Source organism: Spartobacteria bacterium UBA695 (assembly GCA_002298145.1).
Classification (GTDB): domain Bacteria; phylum Verrucomicrobiota; class Verrucomicrobiia; order Chthoniobacterales; family Chthoniobacteraceae; genus UBA695.
The window spans coordinates 89309-106433 of the sequence record DBMP01000022.1; the positions used below are offsets into that span (position 1 = coordinate 89309).

At 63.1% G+C, this 17125-nt stretch carries 19 protein-coding genes; 10 read left to right on the forward strand and 9 right to left on the reverse strand.

From position 1 onward, the window contains the following. Positions 1-38: 38 nt before the first annotated feature. Positions 39-605, reverse strand: coding sequence for a hypothetical protein (locus B2828_RS12305; RefSeq protein WP_479634045.1), 567 nt, complete (start codon positions 603-605; stop codon positions 39-41). 10 nt (positions 606-615) lie between these two features. Next, a complete protein-coding gene (locus tag B2828_RS12310; RefSeq protein ID WP_479634046.1) occupies positions 616-969 on the reverse strand; it encodes a BON domain-containing protein in 354 nt (117 codons plus the stop codon). 85 nt (positions 970-1054) lie between these two features. Here B2828_RS12310 and B2828_RS12315 point away from each other — a divergent pair, with 85 nt between their 5' ends. Both B2828_RS12315 and B2828_RS12320 read left to right on the forward strand, forming a co-directional pair. Continuing rightward, a complete protein-coding gene (locus B2828_RS12315) occupies positions 1055-1240 on the forward strand; it encodes a CsbD family protein (RefSeq protein ID WP_479634047.1) in 186 nt (61 codons plus the stop codon). Positions 1241-1252: 12 nt separating this feature from the next. Beyond that, positions 1253-1417 (forward strand): DUF1328 family protein, encoded by a 165-nt coding sequence (locus B2828_RS12320; protein ID WP_479634048.1) that lies wholly within the window; start codon positions 1253-1255, stop codon positions 1415-1417. Positions 1418-1445: 28 nt separating this feature from the next. On the opposite strand, the gene B2828_RS12325 is transcribed toward B2828_RS12320, so the two are convergent. Continuing rightward, positions 1446-2258 carry an AraC family transcriptional regulator gene (locus tag B2828_RS12325; protein WP_479634049.1) on the reverse strand — a complete coding sequence of 271 codons (813 nt, stop codon included), beginning with the start codon at positions 2256-2258 and terminating at the stop codon, positions 1446-1448. Positions 2259-2415: 157 nt separating this feature from the next. Here B2828_RS12325 and B2828_RS12330 point away from each other — a divergent pair, with 157 nt between their 5' ends. Continuing rightward, positions 2416-5094 (forward strand): glycoside hydrolase family 78 protein, encoded by a 2679-nt coding sequence (locus tag B2828_RS12330; protein ID WP_479634050.1) that lies wholly within the window; start codon positions 2416-2418, stop codon positions 5092-5094. A gap of 7 nt (positions 5095-5101) precedes the next feature. On the opposite strand, the gene B2828_RS12335 is transcribed toward B2828_RS12330, so the two are convergent. Together B2828_RS12335 and B2828_RS12340 are read right to left on the reverse strand one after the other, a co-directional pair. After that, entirely contained in the window at positions 5102-5632 is a 531-nt protein-coding gene (locus tag B2828_RS12335; protein ID WP_479634051.1) for a TM7S3/TM198-like domain-containing protein, read from the reverse strand. Between the two features lie 43 nt (positions 5633-5675). Further along, positions 5676-6932, reverse strand: a complete 1257-nt coding sequence (locus B2828_RS12340) for a sodium:calcium antiporter (RefSeq protein WP_479634052.1) — start codon at positions 6930-6932, stop codon at positions 5676-5678. A gap of 197 nt (positions 6933-7129) precedes the next feature. On the opposite strand from B2828_RS12340, the gene B2828_RS12345 reads away from it, so the two are divergent. Continuing rightward, positions 7130-8233 (forward strand): GNAT family N-acetyltransferase, encoded by a 1104-nt coding sequence (locus B2828_RS12345; protein WP_479634053.1) that lies wholly within the window; start codon positions 7130-7132, stop codon positions 8231-8233. Positions 8234-8255: 22 nt separating this feature from the next. Here B2828_RS12345 and B2828_RS12350 read toward each other — a convergent pair whose 3' ends face one another. Beyond that, entirely contained in the window at positions 8256-9149 is an 894-nt protein-coding gene (locus B2828_RS12350; protein ID WP_479634054.1) for a LysR family transcriptional regulator, read from the reverse strand. A gap of 88 nt (positions 9150-9237) precedes the next feature. On the opposite strand from B2828_RS12350, the gene B2828_RS12355 reads away from it, so the two are divergent. From B2828_RS12355 to B2828_RS12370, 4 genes are read left to right on the forward strand one after another with little or no spacing between them, the layout of a single operon-like run. After that, positions 9238-9927 (forward strand): pirin family protein, encoded by a 690-nt coding sequence (locus B2828_RS12355; RefSeq protein WP_479634055.1) that lies wholly within the window; start codon positions 9238-9240, stop codon positions 9925-9927. 26 nt (positions 9928-9953) lie between these two features. Next, positions 9954-10553: an NAD(P)H:quinone oxidoreductase gene (wrbA, locus tag B2828_RS12360; RefSeq protein WP_479634056.1), complete on the forward strand. Its 600-nt coding sequence runs from the start codon at positions 9954-9956 to the stop codon at positions 10551-10553. Between the two features lie 37 nt (positions 10554-10590). Beyond that, positions 10591-11049 (forward strand): DoxX family protein, encoded by a 459-nt coding sequence (locus tag B2828_RS12365; RefSeq protein ID WP_479634057.1) that lies wholly within the window; start codon positions 10591-10593, stop codon positions 11047-11049. Between the two features lie 59 nt (positions 11050-11108). Further along, the gene (locus B2828_RS12370) at positions 11109-11636 is read left to right on the forward strand and encodes a VOC family protein (protein ID WP_479634058.1); all 528 of its coding nucleotides are present in this window, start codon (positions 11109-11111) and stop codon (positions 11634-11636) included. A gap of 7 nt (positions 11637-11643) precedes the next feature. On the opposite strand, the gene arsC is transcribed toward B2828_RS12370, so the two are convergent. Next, complete coding sequence (arsC, locus tag B2828_RS12375; protein WP_479634059.1) at positions 11644-11988, reverse strand: arsenate reductase (glutaredoxin); 345 nt, start codon at positions 11986-11988, stop codon at positions 11644-11646. Between the two features lie 16 nt (positions 11989-12004). Then, complete coding sequence (locus tag B2828_RS12380) at positions 12005-12988, reverse strand: LysR family transcriptional regulator (RefSeq protein ID WP_479634060.1); 984 nt, start codon at positions 12986-12988, stop codon at positions 12005-12007. An 88-nt stretch (positions 12989-13076) separates the two neighbouring features. Between B2828_RS12380 and B2828_RS12385 the strand changes: the two genes are divergently transcribed. Continuing rightward, on the forward strand, positions 13077-14291 hold the full coding sequence (locus B2828_RS12385; protein ID WP_479634061.1) for an MFS transporter: 1215 nt from the start codon (positions 13077-13079) through the stop codon (positions 14289-14291). Positions 14292-14357: 66 nt separating this feature from the next. Beyond that, positions 14358-15452, forward strand: a complete 1095-nt coding sequence (locus tag B2828_RS12390; RefSeq protein WP_479634062.1) for a linear amide C-N hydrolase — start codon at positions 14358-14360, stop codon at positions 15450-15452. Between the two features lie 13 nt (positions 15453-15465). Here B2828_RS12390 and B2828_RS12395 read toward each other — a convergent pair whose 3' ends face one another. Then, the gene (locus tag B2828_RS12395; protein WP_479634063.1) at positions 15466-17091 is read right to left on the reverse strand and encodes an esterase/lipase family protein; all 1626 of its coding nucleotides are present in this window, start codon (positions 17089-17091) and stop codon (positions 15466-15468) included. Positions 17092-17125: the final 34 nt, after the last annotated feature.

Consider the following 17125-nt stretch of genomic DNA (forward strand, 5'->3'; position numbering starts at 1 on the left):
AAGGCGCGGCACGGATCACGGAATCGGTTCGGTTGTTTCTAGAATCTTTTCCCTTCAGGGCGATCGGATTCAGTATGATGCTGATCTTCGGGGACGGCGGATTCCGAGGCGATCGAGATATCCTCCGCATTGAATTCCTTAAGCACCCCCGTCGCACGGTCGATGCCGCCGGAATCTTCTGTGTGGACCGAGACGAGGATTTTCCCATCCTTGACTTTTGACTCGTAGCGGCGGGCTTCAAACTCCGGAATGCCCATCCCGACCAGCGCCCCAACCACTCCCCCCACAGCCGTGCCAACCGCGGCTCCGCTCAAAGCAGCCATGATGGGGCCTGCTGCGATAAACGGCCCAAGGCCGGGAATAGCCAGAGCGCCGATGCCAGCAAGCCAGCCCAGGACGCCCCCTGCGACAAAGCCCGTGGTGCCGCCCGTCGTCGTTCCTTCGGGGGCCTTGGTCTCGTGTTCAATGGCGAAGTCTTCGCTTCCCGCAGTGTCGGCAAAGAGCATCGAGATATCCTTGGGATAAAATCCCGAGGTCTTGAGGCGCTCCACCACATTCTCGGCCTGCTGCCGGTTGTTCAGAATTGCGAATACGGATTTTTTCATATGGCTTATGCTATTTCTTAATTTCAAGGTGATTGGCTACTTTGTCTTTCCCCGCGGCTTTTTCCGCGATGGTAGCGATCGCCGTTTTTTCCTGTTCTGAGTGAACCGGACCACGGAGAGTCACCTTCCCATCGATGGTGATCACCTTGATGTTCTTTGCTGTCGCCGAGAGAGAGTCGTTTTTTACAATCTCGCGACGAATGTTCTTGGTTATTTCTCGATCTGATGCCGACTCGCCCTGCTCTTCGGCGGTTAATTGTTCGGTAGCGTTTTTCTTCGTATTGTCCGGCTTAACCGGTTGTTGATCTTGTGCCTGTGCAAACGCAGCCGAGGCAATCAGGAGGACGATTAGGATATTTTTCATGCCTTGATTAAACGAAGCGCATAATTTTCTTGGCTGTCGCCTAATGACCGGGCCGCATGCCGTGCGAGATCCGAAGCAACAGGACATGAACAAACTCACCTTCAAAGGCCAATGGAATGAAGTCAAAGGGAAGCTCAAACAGAAATATGGCAACCTGACGGACGACGACCTGACCTATTCAGAGGGGAAGGATGAGGAGTTCCTCGGGCGCTTGCAGAAGAAACTTGGGAAAACCCAGGACGAGATCCGCAAACTTATTGCTAACTTATAGAACTCTTTTCCTATGTTACACTATGCCGTTGTATTTTTGATCATCGCGATCATCGCCGCGATCTTTGGTTTCGGCGGTGTCGCGGGCACCGCCTCTTGGATCGCCCAGGTCCTCTTCGTGGTGTTTCTCGTCCTGTTCATTATTTCCTTCATCACAGGGCGTAGGCCTAAGATCTAGACTAGGCAAAAGAGTGCTGCTGGCTCTGCTAGGCTCCGTTTTTCAGCCTCAGTCGGAACGCCGTGGCGCTCTCGCCGAAATGGCTTCGGAAGCAGCGGGCAAAATGTTTCGGCTCCGGCCAGCCGACTTCGGTGCCGATTTCGCCGATGCTCAAATCAGAAGCGAGGAGCAGCTGGGCCGCTTTGTGGGCCCGTTCCTGGGAAAGAAACTTCATGGGTGGGCTGCCGGTGGCCTGGCGGAACAGGCGCACGAGGTAGCTTGGGTCGATGTGCAGCTCCCTGGCCAGTTCGGGGAGCGTCCATGCGCGGGCGGTCTCGGCTCGCAACCGCTCCGCGGCGCGGCGCACGGCGGAATGGACGGGAAGCAGTTCGCCAGGGGTTGCGGGAGCGCCCTCATGGGCCACGTAGTCGATCAACCGGAGCAGGTCGGCTACCAGGATGCCCTTCCGCAGAATGCGGCCCCTCTTGTATGTTTTTAACAAAACGGCCGCTAGTTTCCGCACCCCGGGGATCGCTCTTTCGGCAAGCCGCCATTCCAATACATGGGAACCCCATTTCCATGGGGCCGGGGTCATTAGCGGGCCCATTGCCGGGTCCTGGCAGACCCATGCCAGCGGACCGCCGAGCAGCTCCGGCGAGAAGAGGCAGTTGTAGAGTTCGAACTGGCGGCATTGGGTATAGGAATGCCAGACGCCTGGGGGAATCATAAATACCTGACCCGCCTTGCAGAGCGCTTCTCCAGAGGTGGTCCGGTGCATCGCCTTCCCATGGACGACGATGGCCATCTCCAGCCATTCATGGTAATGGGCCCCGGTGTTGTTCTGCCGGGCCATGTGGTTCATGTAAAAGAACTTTTCGGGCGCAATAATCCACGGGGAGCCGTCGTTCTGGGGCGTTGGGTCTGGCACGGGAAGGGATTGGATGTCAATAAATGGGAAATAGCAAGCGCCCTTTTGGGTAACACCTATTTTCCCGGACAGTTAAGTTAACGTCCATCATATGAAGCCCGAAACCCTTCGCTGCGAGACGCTTGATTCCCCCCTCGGCCTGGATGTTCCCACCCCCCGTTTAAGCTGGATGTTGCCCGCTCTGCCGAGGCGGGACGTTCGCCAAAGCGCCTGGCGCGTGCTTGCTGCCTCGACTTCTGCCCGCCTCGCCGCCGATGACGGCGACCTATGGGACAGCGGCCGCGTCGAAGGGGATGAGTCCGTATACATTTCCTACGGCGGAGCGCCGCTGGCTTCGCGAACCACGGTCCATTGGAAGGTCCGGGTGTGGGACGAGGCCGGGAGCGCTTCGGAGTGGTCGGACCCCGCTTTTTGGGAAATGGGGCTGCTCTCGGACGCCGACTGGAAAGCGCAGTGGATCGCCTCGCCGCTCGCGGGGGGGGCCCGCTCGGTGGTTCCCGCACCGTACTTGCGCCGGGAGTTTACGCTGGATCGCGAGGTTGCCTCGGCCCGGCTTTATGTCACCGCCCGGGGGTTGTACGAGTTTTCGCTCAATGGAAAGCGGGTGGGGGAGGACCTCTTCACGCCCGGCGACACGGACTATTCAAAGCGGATTCAGTATCAGGTTTACGATGTTAGCGGGCTGGTGCGAAAGGGCGTTAACGCTGCCGGGGCGATCCTGGGCGACGGCTGGTATTGCGGCTACCTCAGCTGGCGCGACCGGCAGTATTACGGAGAGCGCCCGTCGCTTTTGGCGCAGCTCGAAATCACGTTCGCCGACGGCTCTCGGGCGAGCATCTCCACCGACGGCGCTTGGAAAACCACGGTCGGCCCGATCCTCGAAGCCGACTTTCTCCAGGGCGAGATCTACGATGCCCGCCGCGAGCTGCCGGGCTGGGATGAGGCCGGGTTTGACGACCGATCCTGGTGGAGCGTGATGCTGCTTGCTGACGCGGGAGCGAAGCGCGTCGGGATGCGCGGGCCGACGGTGCGTCGCGTGAAGGAGCTCGTTCCCGTGGCGCTGACCCGCACGGATACAGGGTTGCCGATCTTTGACCTGGGGCAGAACATGGTCGGCTGGGTGCGCCTGAAAGTGACGGCTCCGGCGGGGAAGACGCTCCGGATTCGCTTCGGGGAAACGCTGGAGCGCGACGGCACGCTCTACACGGCGAACCTCCGTTCGGCCCGTGCTACGGAGTATTACACCTGCAAGGGCGGCGGGGAGGAGACTTGGGAGCCGCGCTTTACCTTCCACGGCTTCCGCTATGTCGAGATCCAGGGCCTCCCGGGCAAGGCGGAGCCGGGCATGGTGACGGGTATCGTGCTGCATTCGGACATCCGGCCCACGGGCGATTTCGAATGCTCGGACCCGCTCGTCACCCAGCTTCAGAAGAATATCCAGTGGGGGCAGCGCGGCAATTTTGTCGATATCCCCACCGACTGTCCGCAGCGCGACGAGCGTCTCGGGTGGATGGGCGACGCGCAGGTGTTCATCCGCACGGCCGCGTTCAACTTCGACGTGGCTGGGTTTTTCAGCAAATGGATGAATGACGTTTCGGACGCGCAGGGGGCCGATGGCGATCTCCCGGCGGTGGCTCCCGACATTCTTCGCGAGTTCGGCGAAACCAAGGCGAACTCGGGCGGCCCGGCGTGGGCGGAGGCGGGCATTATCTGCCCCTGGACGGTTTATCTCTGCTACGGCGACTCGGGGATTTTGGCCGAGCATTACGAGATGATGCAGCGCTTTCTGGAGTCGCTCAAGGCCTCGGCGAAGGATTTCATTCGCTGCCTGCCGGGGTGCGGTTACTGGGAAGGTTTTGGCGACTGGCTGGCGCTGGACGGTTCGCGCGGAAACCGAGGCGGCACGCCTCTGGATTTGATCGGAACGGCGTTCTTTGCCTACTCGGCGCGGCTGATGAACCGCATCGCCACGGTGCTCGGCAAGGCGGCGGACTCGGCGGAGTACGAGGCGCTCTTCCTGGCGATCCGCAAGGCCTACCAAGCCCGCTACCTTACCTCAGAGGGGATCGTCGCTGGCGGGACGCAGACCGCCCTGGTCCTGACGCTTCATTTCGACCTCGCGCCGGAGGCCCTTCGCCCGGCGATTGTTAGCGAACTGGTTCGCAACATCGAGGCCAACGGCAACCTCTTAAGCACGGGCTTTGTCGGCACCTCTTATCTTCCGCTCGTGCTGACGAAGGGGGGCCGCGCGGATGTGGCCTTCCGCCTGCTGCATCAGAAGAAATGGCCGTCTTGGCTTTACGCTGTGACGCAGGGCGGCACCACGATCTGGGAGCGCTGGAACGGCTGGACGGAAGAAAACGGCTTCGAGACGATCACGATGAATTCCTTCAACCACTACGCCTACGGGGCGATTGGCGAATGGCTCTACGCGTCGGTGGCGGGGCTGGAGATCGACCCGTCGCGGCCCGGGTTCAAACATGCGATCGTGAAGCCGCTTCCGGGCGGCGAATTGACCTGGGCCGCCGCGTCATTGCACACGCCGCATGGGCTCCTGGCCAACCGCTGGGAGCTTAAAGACGGGAAGTTTGAGATGACGCTCACCGTCCCGTCCAACACGACCGCCACGGTGCACCTTCAGGCGGCCGAGGGCCGGACGGTTTTGGAAAGCGGTCAGCTTGCCCGGGAAGCCGTGCGCTACGTTGGGCGCGAGGCGGGGGCAGAAATCTTCGAGGTTGGCTCGGGCACCTACCGCTTCGAGGTTTGCTAAACGGCGGCTAAGTCCCCGACGCGGGCGGGTTAAGGACGTTCCGTGCCTGGTTTAGAAATCCCAGAATGAAGATCGTGAGCCCGATGGCCCACTCTAGCGACGGGGCGAGCACCACGGCGTCGCAGACCAGCATTGCGCCGGTCGCGGCAGTGATCCAGATGATTGCCCAGTCAAAGAGCACCGTGGCCAGCGCCGCCGCGATGATGGCTCCCACGATCACCGCGACCCAGAAAAACGGGTCTGGCCACCCAAGCTCCATGACGAGGCGACCCGCCAGCGCGCCTCCTGCCGCGGCTCCCGCGATAGCCACGGCCACGCGCTGGAACAGGATGGCGAGGATCGCACCGAGAATTCCCATGAAGAGGCCGCTGCCCAGGATGACCCACTGCGGATGGGCCGTTATGAGGATCGGTGCGAGCCGCACTCCTGCGTAAAAGCCGACCGTCGCCACGAAAATCCAGAACAGCCTCCGTCCGAAAAAGGCCAGCAGTAGCCCGACGAGAATGGAGAGGCCTGTGGTGAGCGGTGCGGTGATCATGCAAAGGGGACCTGCGATGGGAATCGCGCGGAGGGGTCCCCTTTTACGCCGCAATTTTTTCCGGGTGCCTCGCCTCCGGCGGCGGCGTCAGGCGAAAGCCCTCGGCCAAGCGGATAAAGCGGCTCGGGTGATAGGCGAAAAACGGTGCGCTGGCCGCGAAGTAGAGCGTCGAGAAGACCGGGTGAATCTGCTCCGGCTTCAGGCCGAAAAAGAGCGCGGGATTGGCGGTGACGAGCTCCGGCAGGATGAACTGCCCCACGAAAAGCCCGAAGAGCAGGATCGCCCCGCCGATGGTCAGCCGCAGCGAGGCCAGCAGCGCCACGGCCAGGAAGGATTGCGCGGCGGTGAGCAGCACCTCATGCATTTGCAGCGAACCCATCGGGAGCGGATGCTCCAACGTGCCGTGCGAGATGGCAAAAACCGCCGGGATCATCCCCACCAGCAGCGTCCACTGGTTGAGCTTCGCCGAGAGGAGGCTGCCGAGGGCCATGCCCGCCTGTCCCCGCCAGGCGAAGACCAGGGCTACGATGAATTCTGGTGCTTCCGAGGCGATCGGCGCGAGCCATTGCACCAGGATGAACTGGTTGATGCCGAAATGCGTGCCGGTGCCGATGAGCCCTTCGCAGAACGGCCCCGCGTTGAGCAAAATTACCCCGCCTGCGAAGAGGAAAAGCGCCAGCGTGGCCAGGCGTCGCTGGGCCTTGGGCAGCGCGACGAGCACCTCTGCCGGGCCCTCTGCCTCCAGTTCACCGCAGGGCCGCCTGCTCGCCACCACGATGTACCAGACGTAGATCCCCAGCAGCACCAGGCCGTCGTACCATTCCAGCGTTCCCTTGAAGGGAATCACTAGCGCGTAGATCGTCGAGATCCCCAGGAAAAAAAGCTCCGTGCGCCGCTCCCGCTCGATGCGCACCGGCTTGCGAAAGCGCACCCAGCAGATCAGCGCGATCAACCCCCAGGCCACGCCGATTAAGAGCCGGTTGGCCCCCGTCATATTGGCAATCGCGTAGTGAGCGTAGCCGCTATCGGGGTTTTTCCCGGCCATCCAGGTGAAGTACATATCCACCGAGTACTCGGGCAGCACGGCGATGAGCGCCACCACGGCCAGGGCGAGCGCCTGGGAGATATCGGCCTGCGCGGCGTCGCACGCCCAGAGCAAAAGAAACGAGGACCCGAGAATGGCGGCCCCGGCCGTCAGCGCCACGAGCGGGGAGCCCCACGGCAGGCCGCTCAGGCGCAAGGCGATGCCCGGCAGGGTCATCAAGGCGGCGAAAAGAATCGGGAGTAGTTTTCTATTCATGGCAAAATCGCGCCCAAGGGCAGGGGAACGGCGCATCGCCTCAGAAGCGACCCACCTCACCCTGCCTCTGGTAAAGTAAAAGGGGGAAAAATTATCCCGGATCGGCTTTGCCCGCGCAAGTAAATGCAAATTTGGGTGTGGAATGGCCAAATCACAGCCACCAGGGGAACCGATTCCCAGAAGGGGAGGCCTCCAGGATGGCAAATGGCGAGGTTGAGATACTAGAAAGTGCGAGCCGGATTGACCCGGCCCTTTGGCGGGGCGCCTTCTCCGGGGAGGGCCTCGACGGGCGCTATTACGAACTGCTGGAGGCCTCGCAGGGCGAGCAGTTTGAGTTCCGCTACGCTGTTTTGAACGAGGCCGTGCAGCCGTTTTTCCTGGTGAACCTCGACATCGCCTCCGGCCTGCCCCGGCGGGTGCGCCTGGCGCTTTCCCACACCGTCCCCGGCTGGACGCGGCTGACCCGCTTTTGCGTCCTGGTGGCCGGGTGCGCGGCGGGCGAGGGGCACCTGGCTACGAAGGACCGAGCTGAGCTTGCGGCCTTGGAAGAAGCGCTTACCCGTTACGCCCGGGGCGAGGGGGCCCGCCTCGTGGTCTTTAAAGACCTCCCCGCAAGCTGCCGGGAACCGATGGCGGCGCTTCGGGGGTACCGGCGGATCGCCAGCATGCCCTCCACGCGGCTCGATCTCAATTTCGCCACCTTCGAGGAATACCTGCAAACCCGCCTCAGCGGGAACATTCGCGGCAATCTTCGCCGGAAGATCCGGGACACCGCGCGGGCGAACCTGACGCTCGAAGTGACCGCTGACGCCTCTGCTGTCTTGAGCGAACTCCACGCCCTCTATCTCCAGACCTACTGGCGCTCCCCGTACCGCTTCGAATGCCTTACCTCGCGTTATTTCTCCGGCCTGGGCGAGCGCTTCCCGGGGAGCGCCCGCTTTTTCCTCTGGCGGCGCGAGGGGCGGTTATTGGCGTTCGCTGCGGGGCTGATCCACGGGAAGGACTTTCGCTATCTCAATATCGGAATGGCCTATCCCGAGGCGTTGGAGCTGCACCTCTATTTCTGGGCCTGGCGCGGGCTGGTCTCTTGGGCGCTGGAGCAGGGGCTCGAATCCATCGAGGCGGGGCAGCTCAACTACGAGCCGAAGTTCCGCCTCGGGCTTCGCTTGGTGCCGCTGGATCTCTACGTCAAGCCGCTGAGCCCGCGGCTCCGCGCCGGGCTGGCGTTGGTCTGGCCGCTCCTTTCCCCCGTGCGCTACGATCCGGCCCTGCGGAAGTTCGCTAACTTCGGCGATCTTTAGGGCTCCCATCCGGGGTGCGGTTCTATTTCTCCAGCGCCGCTTTTTTCGCGCAGGCAAGAAACCGCTGCCCCGCCGGGGAGAGCCCGCTCTCGGACCACACGGCCGCGATCACCAGCGGCTTTGGCTCGGGCGAGATGCGCAGCAGCTTGAGGCGCGTCCCCACGACGCACGCGAGTGAGTCTGTTACCAGCGCCACGCCGCTGCCCGCCTCCACCGCCGCGATGAGGCTCGCCACGCTGTCGTGCTCCTCGCCGATGTGCGGCGTTACCTTCGCCGGGGAAAAGGTGTCGTTGATCACGTCGCCGTAGTCGGGGTATTCCGTAGGATTGAAGGATACCAGCTGAAACTCTGCTGCTTCGGCCAGCGTCACGCTTTTCTTTTCGGAAAGCGGATGCCGGGGGGCCACCGCCAGGCGGATCGGCTGCCGCGAAAGGTCCTCTGAGTGGAGCCCTCTCAGGATGGCTGCGTGCGCGTGCACCATGATGGCCATGTCCAGGTGGCCTTCGCGCAGGCCGACGAGCATCTCTTCCGTGGAGAGATCGTGCAGTTTTACCTTTAGGTTGGGCAGCTCGTCCTGAAAGGCTCGCAGCGCCTTTGGCAAGATCCGCACCGTGGGCGACATGGCGTAGCCGACGTGGATCTCCCCGGCCGCGCCCTCCGCTGCGGAGCGCGCTTTTGCAACGGCCTCCTCCACCCGTTCGATGACCGCCTGCGCCTCGGCAAGAAAGACCCGCCCCGCTTCGGTAAGCTTTACGGATTTCGCGCTCCGCTCCAGAAGCGGGAAGCCGAGCTCCTCCTCCAGGTCGCGCACCTGGCGGCTCAGGGCGGGTTGGGAGACGTGCAGATTCAACGCGGCCCGAGAGACGTTCTCCTCTTCGGCGACGGCGATGAAGTAGCGAAGGTGGCGCAGTTCCATAGGTCGCCCCCGAGTATGCACGAAAGTTATGCTTAGGCAAGAAACACGGTCTTTCACAAACCGGGGGCAACCGTGGCATGGTTCGATCATGATCATTCGGAAAGCAAAAGAACGCGGGCAGTCGAGCCTCGGTTGGCTGGACTCCTATCACACCTTCAGCTTTGCGGATTACTATGATCCCCGCTGGAGGGGGTTCCGGAGCCTGCGGGTCGTCAACGATGACTTGGTGATGCCGGGAAAAGGTTTTGGCACTCATCCGCATCAGGACATGGAAATTGTGACCTACGTCTTGAGCGGTCTGCTGGAGCATAAGGACTCCATGGGCAATGGCCGGATCATCCGGACGGGGGAAGTGCAGTATATGAGCGCCGGGAGCGGCGTTCGGCACAGCGAATGGAACCCGTCGGCGGACGAAGCCGTGCATTTTCTGCAAATCTGGATCGAACCGGAGGAGCGGGGGTTCGCTCCCGAGTACGCCGACTGGCGCCCTGAGGATGCCGAGGCCGCCAAGCTGCTCCTGGTTTCGCGCGATGGCCGGGCCGGATCGCTCAAAATCCGCCAGGACGCCGACGTCTACCGCGTCCGGCTTGCCCCCGGGCAGACCGTGACGCACGAACTCAAAGCCGGGCGCGGCGCTTGGGTGCAGATCGCCACCGGGGAGGCCCGCCTCAACGGTGCCGCGCTGGCCACGGGCGACGGAGCCAGCACCGAGCAGCCCGGCGAACTGCTCCTTAAAGCGGTCCACCGGACCGAAGCCATTCTCTTTGATTTAAAATAACACCAACCAAGTAACTCGATCAACCTATGAGCAAAATCCTCGTTCTCTATTATTCCAGCTACGGTCACGTAGAAACCCTCGCCCATGCCGTTGCGGAAGGCGCGCGTTCGGTGGAAGGCTCGGAAGTCACCCTCAAGCGCGTGCCGGAGACGATCTCCCCGGACGTTGCCAAACAGATCGGCATCAAGCTCGATCAGGCTGCTCCGGTTGCCACGCCGCAGGAGCTTTCCGAATACGACGCGATCATCTTCGGTAGCCCGACCCGCTTTGGCAACATGACGGCGCAAATGCGCAACTTTCTCGACCAGACCGGCGGCCTCTGGGCCAAGGGAGCGCTCATCGGCAAGGTGGGCAGCGTCTTTACCAGCACCGGCACCGGTGGCGGCAACGAAAGCACGATTATCAGCTTCGTTACCACGCTGATCCACCAAGGGATGGTCTACGTCGGCCTGCCCTACTCCTGCCCCGAGCTGGCGGATACGAGCGAAGTCAAAGGCGGCTCGCCCTGGGGCGCGGCCACCATCGCCGGACCCGACGGTTCCCGCCATCCGAGCGAAAAGGAGCTGGCGCAAGCCCGCTTCCAAGGCCGCCATGTGGCCTCCATCGCGGCAAAATTATCCAAATAATCTCACAACGTTTTGATCCAACCCAATCCACCACACCATGAAAGCACTCGAACTACTCTTTAAAACCACTCCGTCCTTTGCCCCGCTTTTTGCCCGGCTCGCGCTTGGCATCGTCATGTTCCCTCACGGGGCCCAGAAGGTCCTCGGTTGGTTTGGCGGCCACGGGTTCACCGGCACCATGGGGTTCTTCACCGGCGTGCTGCACATTCCTGCGTTCTTCGCGTTCCTCGCTATTCTGGCGGAGTTTGCCGGTTCGCTCGGCCTGATCTTCGGCTTCCTGAGCCGGGTGGCGGCCTTCGGCATCGGTGTCGTCATGATCGTGGCGATCAACAGTGGCCATGCGGCGAACGGGTTCTTTATGAACTGGGACGGCTCGCAAAAAGGGGAGGGATTCGAGTATCACCTGCTTGCGCTCGGCCTGGCCCTGGTCGTATTAGTAGCGGGGGCTGGTAAAGCCTCCATCGACGGCCTCATCGCGAAGCATTTAAAAGACTAGTCTGACCTGAGAAAAAACCAACCACCGGCCCAGTGGGCCACTCCCTTGCCACAAATCTTATGGAAAAGAACCTTACTGCCCCCGACTGGGGGCCCACACCCGGAATCGGACACATCCATCTTAAAGTTGCCGATCTGGAGCGCTCGATAGCCTTCTACCGCGACGTGCTTGGGTTCGAACTGACCCAGCGCTTCGGGCGGCAGGCGGCGTTCCTTTCCTTCGGCGGCTACCATCATCACCTCGGCCTCAATACCTGGCAGAGTGCCGACGGCAGCTCTCCCACGCCGGGGACCACGGGGCTCTATCACTTCGCCATCGTCTACCCCACGCGGGTGGCGCTGGCGCGGGCCGCGGCCCGGCTCGTCAAATCCGGCGTGACGCTGGATGGCGCGGCGGATCACGGCGTGAGCCAGGCCGTCTACTTCCGCGATCCGGACAACAACGGCGTGGAGCTTTACTGGGACAAGCCGCGCGAGGAATGGCCCCGCAACGAGGAGGGCGAGCTTTCGATGTCCACGGATTACCTGGACCTGGAGAGCCTGCTCGCCGAGGCGGAGGCCGTTGAACCGGAGCCGGTCTCGAGCTAGCCGCCGGTTAGCCGAGCAGCTCGTTCACCTTTTCCGGCGGGCGTGCCACGAAAGCGCGCTTGCCGGAAACCACCAGCGGACGCTGGAGGAGAATGGGGTGCTGGGCGATGGCGGCAAAAAGTTCGTCATCCGTCTTGGCGGGATCGCCGAGCTGGAGCGCCGCGTATTCGTCCTCGTCCTCGCGGAGGATCTCCCGGGGAGGCAGCCCCAGCGAGCGGAGCTTCTCCACGCTGAGCGGCTCCTTGAGGTACTCTATAATTGTCGGCTCGCAGCCGTGCTCGCGCAGGATTTCCAGGGCCTTGCGGCTCTTTGAACAACGCGGGTTATGATAAATGAGAATATCGGCGGGCATACGGGGGCGCAGCGTACTATAGAGGGCCCTTTCTGCCCACTGGATTTTCGCCCCGGGCGGCGTCGCCGAAAATGGAGGCCGCCTCGGCTTTCATCAGCTCGACAAACCGCCGCAGTCGGGCCGGGTAAAACCGCGCGTAGGGGAAGACCAGGCTCACCGGCAACGGAGCGGCGCGCCACCGGGGAGCCAGGCGCACCAGCCGCCCCTGGGTCAGGTCATCCGCCAGCACCCAGGCCGAGCCGACGCACACCCCGAGCCCCTGTACCGCTGCGTTGCGCAGAGCGTAAAGGCTGTCGGTGGCGAACCGGGGCGTGATCGGAATCCGGCGGCGTTTGCCGGTTTCCTCGTGGGTGAGGGTCACTTCGTTGCGGTAAAACGTGCGCAGCGCCAGCCAGGGGAGCCCGGCCAGCTCGGATGCCTCCTGGGGGATAGCCGCGCCGCCAAGCAGCTCCGGCGCGGCGACGACGATGCGGTGGACTTCCGAGAGGCGGATCGCCACGAGGCCCGGGTCGGTGATCTCGCCCACCTGGATGGCGCAGTCGATCCCGGCGGCGATGTAGTCCTGAATGGCCCGGTCATCGTGCAGAAGCCATTCGACGCTCATGCGCGGGTGGCGGTGCAGATACTCCGCCAGCGGCCCGATTAAGCGTTCCTGGCCGAAGGCATGGGGCACGACCACGCGCAACACGCCCTCCGGCTCCTCGCCCGCGCCGCGCAGCTCGGATTCGAACGACGCCCAGCTTAAGAGCAGCTCCTTGGCCCGCTCGTAGCAGCGCTCGCCATCAAGGGTCAGGCGCATGGTGTGCGTCGTGCGTTGCAAGAGCCGCAGCCCGAGGGATTTCTCCAGCGTTTGCAGGCGGCGGCTGACGGTCGGCTGCGTCGTCCCCATCTGCGCAGCGGCGGCGGAGAGGCTCCCTGCTTCGACGATCCGGACGAAAGTCTGCATCAACTCGATGCGGTCTCCGGTGGTCGCCGGGGAGGGATCAGGGGTTGGTTTCATGCGTTCAACGTATAGCAAATGTTCCATGAGTGCTACTACAAGCTTTGTGGCGCATGGGGTAGGATCAACCCATAGAAAAACCAATCTCGTGAACACAGCTACATCCTTTATTCCAACGACACATGAAAGCAACCCGCGCTCTGGCGAATTGCCGGGTTCTCTTGTGCTCCTGCTGGCCACCGGCGCGGGCCTTTCGGTGGCCACGCTTTACTACAGCCAGCCGATGCTGGGCATTCTGGGGGAGCATATCGGGGCCTCCGAGCGCGCGGTCGGCTTGATCCCGACCCTGACGCAGCTCGGCTACGCCCTGGGCATTCTGCTCCTGGCCCCCCTGGGCGACCGTTTTGACCGGCGCGGCATTATTCTCCTCAAGGCGGCCCTGCTGACGGCGGCGCTGCTGCTGGCGGGCCTCGCCGGTTCGCTCTCCGCGCTGCTCGCCGCAAGCCTGGCCATCGGCCTGGCCGCCACCCTGGCCCAGGACATCGTTCCCGCCGCCGCCGCGCTCGCGCCCGCCGCCCAGCGGGGCAAGGTGGTCGGTACGGTGATGACCGGCCTGCTGCTGGGGATTCTCTTGTCGCGGGTGGTGAGCGGGGTGGTGGCCGAGCAGTTGAGCTGGCGGGCCATGTTCATCGGAGCCGCCGCCAGCATTGCGCTCATCGGCGTGGCGGCGTGGCGGCGTCTTCCCCGGTTCCAGCCGAGCACGGATCTTTCCTACGCCGCGCTTTTGACCTCCCTCTTCACCCTCTGGCGGCAGTACCCCGCGCTGCGGCGGGCCGCCTGGGCGCAGGGGTTGCTCTCCCTGGGGTTTAGCGCCTTCTGGTCGACCCTTGCGGTAATGCTCCACGGCGCTCCGTTTCACCTGGGAAGCGCCGTGGCCGGAGCCTTTGGCCTGGCCGGGGCGGCTGGGGCGCTCGCGGCTCCGCTCGCCGGGCACTTGGCCGACCGGCGCGGCCCGGAGCTGGTAACAAAGATCGGCGCGGCTCTGACGGCCTTCTCCTTTGCAGCGCTCTCCTTTTCCCCGCTGCTTTCGGTGAGTCATCAGCTCTGGCTGCTTGGGGCGGCCACGGTCGGATTCGACCTCGGGGTGCAGTCTTCGCTGATCGCCCACCAGACGGTGATCTACCGGCTCGATCCCGGCGCGCGGAGCCGCCTCAACGCCGTGCTCTTCGTCTGCATGTTTGCGGGAATGGCGGGCGGCGCGGTGCTCGGGAGCCTCTTGCTGGCCCAGTGGGGGTGGATGGCTGTGACTGCCATGGCCACGCTTACTTCGCTCGGCGCGCTGGCCGTTCGGATGAGGGCCTAAGCGGCGAATTTTGCGCGGCCGCCGGGAGGCCGGGAGGCGTTTTAGTGCCAGACCATCGCCCTCATTATGAAAACAAAACGCTTTGTTTCCCTGGCCCTTGGCGCGCTGCTTGCGTGCGCCGCCTCCTCCCCGGCTTGCACCGGGATCACCATCAAACCCCAGGACGGCACGGTCATTCGTGCCCGCACGCTGGAGTTTGGCGATAAGCTCAACTCCGACCTCGTCGTTGTTCCGCGCGGATTCCATTTCACCGGCGCGGAAGGCAGCGACAAAACCGGATTGAAATGGACCGGCAAATACGGCTTTGTGGGAGCCAACGTCTTGGGCCACCCGATCTTTGCCGACGGGCTCAACGAAAAAGGCCTTAGCGTGGGGCTGTTCTATTTTCCCACGTTCGCCAGCTTTGCCAAAGCCACCCCGGACCAAGCAAGCAAGCTGCTCGCCCCGTGGGATCTCGGCACCTATTTTTTAAGCACCAGCGCCAGCGTGGAAGAGGCGCTTGACGCTTTAAAGCGCGTCGTGGTCGGCGACGTGATTTTCAAAGACTGGGGCATCGTGCCGCCCGTCCACTACGTTGTTGCCGACGCCTCCGGACGGAGTGTCGTCATCGAGTTCACCGACGGCAAAGCTCGGGTCTACGATGACCCGCTGGGCGTTATTACCAACTCGCCCACCTTCGACTGGCACCTGACCAACCTGCGCAACTACCTCAGCCTTTCCGCATTCAACGCGCTGCCCGAAAAGCTGCCCGGCCTGACGCTCTCGCCGCTGGGCCAGGGCGGGGGAATGCACGGGCTACCGGGGGATTTCACGCCGCCCTCGCGGTTTGTGCGTGCGGTGGCCTTTACCCAGACGGCGCTCCCCTCCGCCACGGCTTATGACGGCCTATTGCAGGCTTTTCATATCCTCAACCAGTTTGACATTCCCAAGGGCTCGGTGCGGGAAAAGGACAAGGGGCAGGTGTTCTCCGAATACACGGAATGGACCAGTGCGGCCGACACAACCCACCGCCGCTACTACATCCGCACCTTTATCAACAGCCGCATCCGCGAAGTCGATCTCGACCGCTGCAACCTGAACGCAAAGGAGCCGGTCACCCTCAAGCTGGACACGAAAGAGACCTTCGAAGAGATCACCCCGGTGGCCGCCGCCGCGAAGTAGGCTTGGGTGGGGATTACAGCGTGAGGGCGGGGCGCTCCTCTGGGAGAGGCTCGGCCAGGATGCGCTTCAGCTCGGAAATGGTTTCCGGCAGATTGTACGCGCTGTGCGGCCCGGGCACGATGCGCTCGGAGCGGGCTCCCTCCAGGTGGGAGCTCCAGTAGGGCACCACGCCATCGGTGCTATTGGGGGTGTTGCCTTTGCCCCGGTCTCCGATGATGGAGTAATACGGCGCGTTGATGGGCAGCTTATCCATGGCGATCAGGGTGTGGTTCTTGGGCGAGAGGCCACTGATGCTGTTGGGCAGGATGATCTGCCCGGTGGAGGTCTTTAGGATATTGAAGACGGACTGGTGCATCGTGGTGACGATGGTCGAGGGCAGGGAAATCAAACGGCGGCCGAGGGCCCCGAGCGAGCCCATGGCCAGCTGGCTGCCCCGGTGGGGCACGCAGATGAAGACGACTTTTTTGACCTGCGGATTGGCCTTGAAGATGAGCGATTGTTTGACGGGGTGGGTCGCCGGTAGCCGGGCATTGAGGCGAGCGGCTTTTTCCCGGAAATTCGCATTCCAAAGGGCCCGGCCCGTAGTGGTGACCTGCATGCGCGATACCAGGCCGCCCATGCTGTGGCCGACGAGGATGCAGCCGCGGGTAAGCGGGTAATTTTTTTGGACCCGGGCCAGCTCCTGGCGCAGCATCAGGGCGGAGTAGACCGGTGCGTTGCCGGTGGGGTAAGAGAAGACCCAAAACTGGTAGCGCCCGCGGATGAGGGGATCGGCCTCCAGCTCGTTGATGACATTTTTCCACATATGCGGGGTGGAGATGAGGCCGTGGACGAGGATCACCGGGATGCGGTTCGGGTCGTAGGGCTGGAGCATGTAGAGGCCCGAGAAGGCCATGGATTTATCCACGTTGATGAGGCCCAAGAGGCCATACCATAACTCCGGGATTTGCGGGTAATAGGCGAAGGGCGCGGTGAAATCGGCGGCGAGCGGCTCCGGCTTGCCCTGGAGGCGGACGGTATCGGCCAGCGCCGGATCGCGCAGCGTCAAAGAAGCGTCGCGGCCGTGAAAATCGAGCGTAGCGGTGACGGGCGCGGTGATGCCGGTCCGGGGTTCGAATTGCGGGCGCCGCCCGAGCATGAGGAATGAGGGGGCTTTACGAATGCCGACGAGCGTGCCGCCCACGCCCTCCTGGCGGAAATGATGGCGGAAGTGGCGGCAGGAAATGCTACCCGCTGGCTTGAAGTCGGTGAAGGTGTTCGGCGACCAGATGCCCGGCTGGGTTTTGGGCGTGATGCGCAGCGTATATTTCGTGCCGTTGGCCGAGAGCACCATCGGGCGATTCCAGAGCTTGCCGCCGTCGGCTTCCTGGAGGAGATCGGTCAGTTCGGCAGCAGCGCTGTTGTAAATGGAGCGGGCCGCGGGGGCGGCTGTGTCGAGCTGGGGCTGAGCCAGGGCCGCCGCCTCCAGGTAGAGAGCGGCCCGGTTTTCCGTGGGAAGGGTGCGGTGCCGGGCTGTTCTTAAATCCGCCGCCGCCTGGACCAGGGGAGGCGCCGGGCGGCGATGTTGCGGTACGGTGGAGCATCCGGCTGAGAGCAGCGCGGAGGCGATGAGAAGGAGAAGGCGACTTCGTGAATTCATACCAGACCGAAAGGCTCATTCTTTAGGGGTTTTG

Coding starts and splice junctions, on each gene's coding strand:
- B2828_RS12305 (WP_479634045.1), bottom strand. CDS start 605: ATGAAAAAATCCGTATTCGCAATTCTGAACAACCGGCAGCAGGCCGAG.
- B2828_RS12310 (WP_479634046.1), bottom strand. CDS start 969: ATGAAAAATATCCTAATCGTCCTCCTGATTGCCTCGGCTGCGTTTGCA.
- B2828_RS12315 (WP_479634047.1), top strand. CDS start 1,055: ATGAACAAACTCACCTTCAAAGGCCAATGGAATGAAGTCAAAGGGAAG.
- B2828_RS12320 (WP_479634048.1), top strand. CDS start 1,253: ATGTTACACTATGCCGTTGTATTTTTGATCATCGCGATCATCGCCGCG.
- B2828_RS12325 (WP_479634049.1), bottom strand. CDS start 2,258: ATGAACCACATGGCCCGGCAGAACAACACCGGGGCCCATTACCATGAA.
- B2828_RS12330 (WP_479634050.1), top strand. CDS start 2,416: ATGAAGCCCGAAACCCTTCGCTGCGAGACGCTTGATTCCCCCCTCGGC.
- B2828_RS12335 (WP_479634051.1), bottom strand. CDS start 5,632: ATGATCACCGCACCGCTCACCACAGGCCTCTCCATTCTCGTCGGGCTA.
- B2828_RS12340 (WP_479634052.1), bottom strand. CDS start 6,932: ATGAATAGAAAACTACTCCCGATTCTTTTCGCCGCCTTGATGACCCTG.
- B2828_RS12345 (WP_479634053.1), top strand. CDS start 7,130: ATGGCAAATGGCGAGGTTGAGATACTAGAAAGTGCGAGCCGGATTGAC.
- B2828_RS12350 (WP_479634054.1), bottom strand. CDS start 9,149: ATGGAACTGCGCCACCTTCGCTACTTCATCGCCGTCGCCGAAGAGGAG.
- B2828_RS12355 (WP_479634055.1), top strand. CDS start 9,238: ATGATCATTCGGAAAGCAAAAGAACGCGGGCAGTCGAGCCTCGGTTGG.
- wrbA (WP_479634056.1), top strand. CDS start 9,954: ATGAGCAAAATCCTCGTTCTCTATTATTCCAGCTACGGTCACGTAGAA.
- B2828_RS12365 (WP_479634057.1), top strand. CDS start 10,591: ATGAAAGCACTCGAACTACTCTTTAAAACCACTCCGTCCTTTGCCCCG.
- B2828_RS12370 (WP_479634058.1), top strand. CDS start 11,109: ATGGAAAAGAACCTTACTGCCCCCGACTGGGGGCCCACACCCGGAATC.
- arsC (WP_479634059.1), bottom strand. CDS start 11,988: ATGCCCGCCGATATTCTCATTTATCATAACCCGCGTTGTTCAAAGAGC.
- B2828_RS12380 (WP_479634060.1), bottom strand. CDS start 12,988: ATGAAACCAACCCCTGATCCCTCCCCGGCGACCACCGGAGACCGCATC.
- B2828_RS12390 (WP_479634062.1), top strand. CDS start 14,358: ATGAAAACAAAACGCTTTGTTTCCCTGGCCCTTGGCGCGCTGCTTGCG.
- B2828_RS12395 (WP_479634063.1), bottom strand. CDS start 17,091: ATGAATTCACGAAGTCGCCTTCTCCTTCTCATCGCCTCCGCGCTGCTC.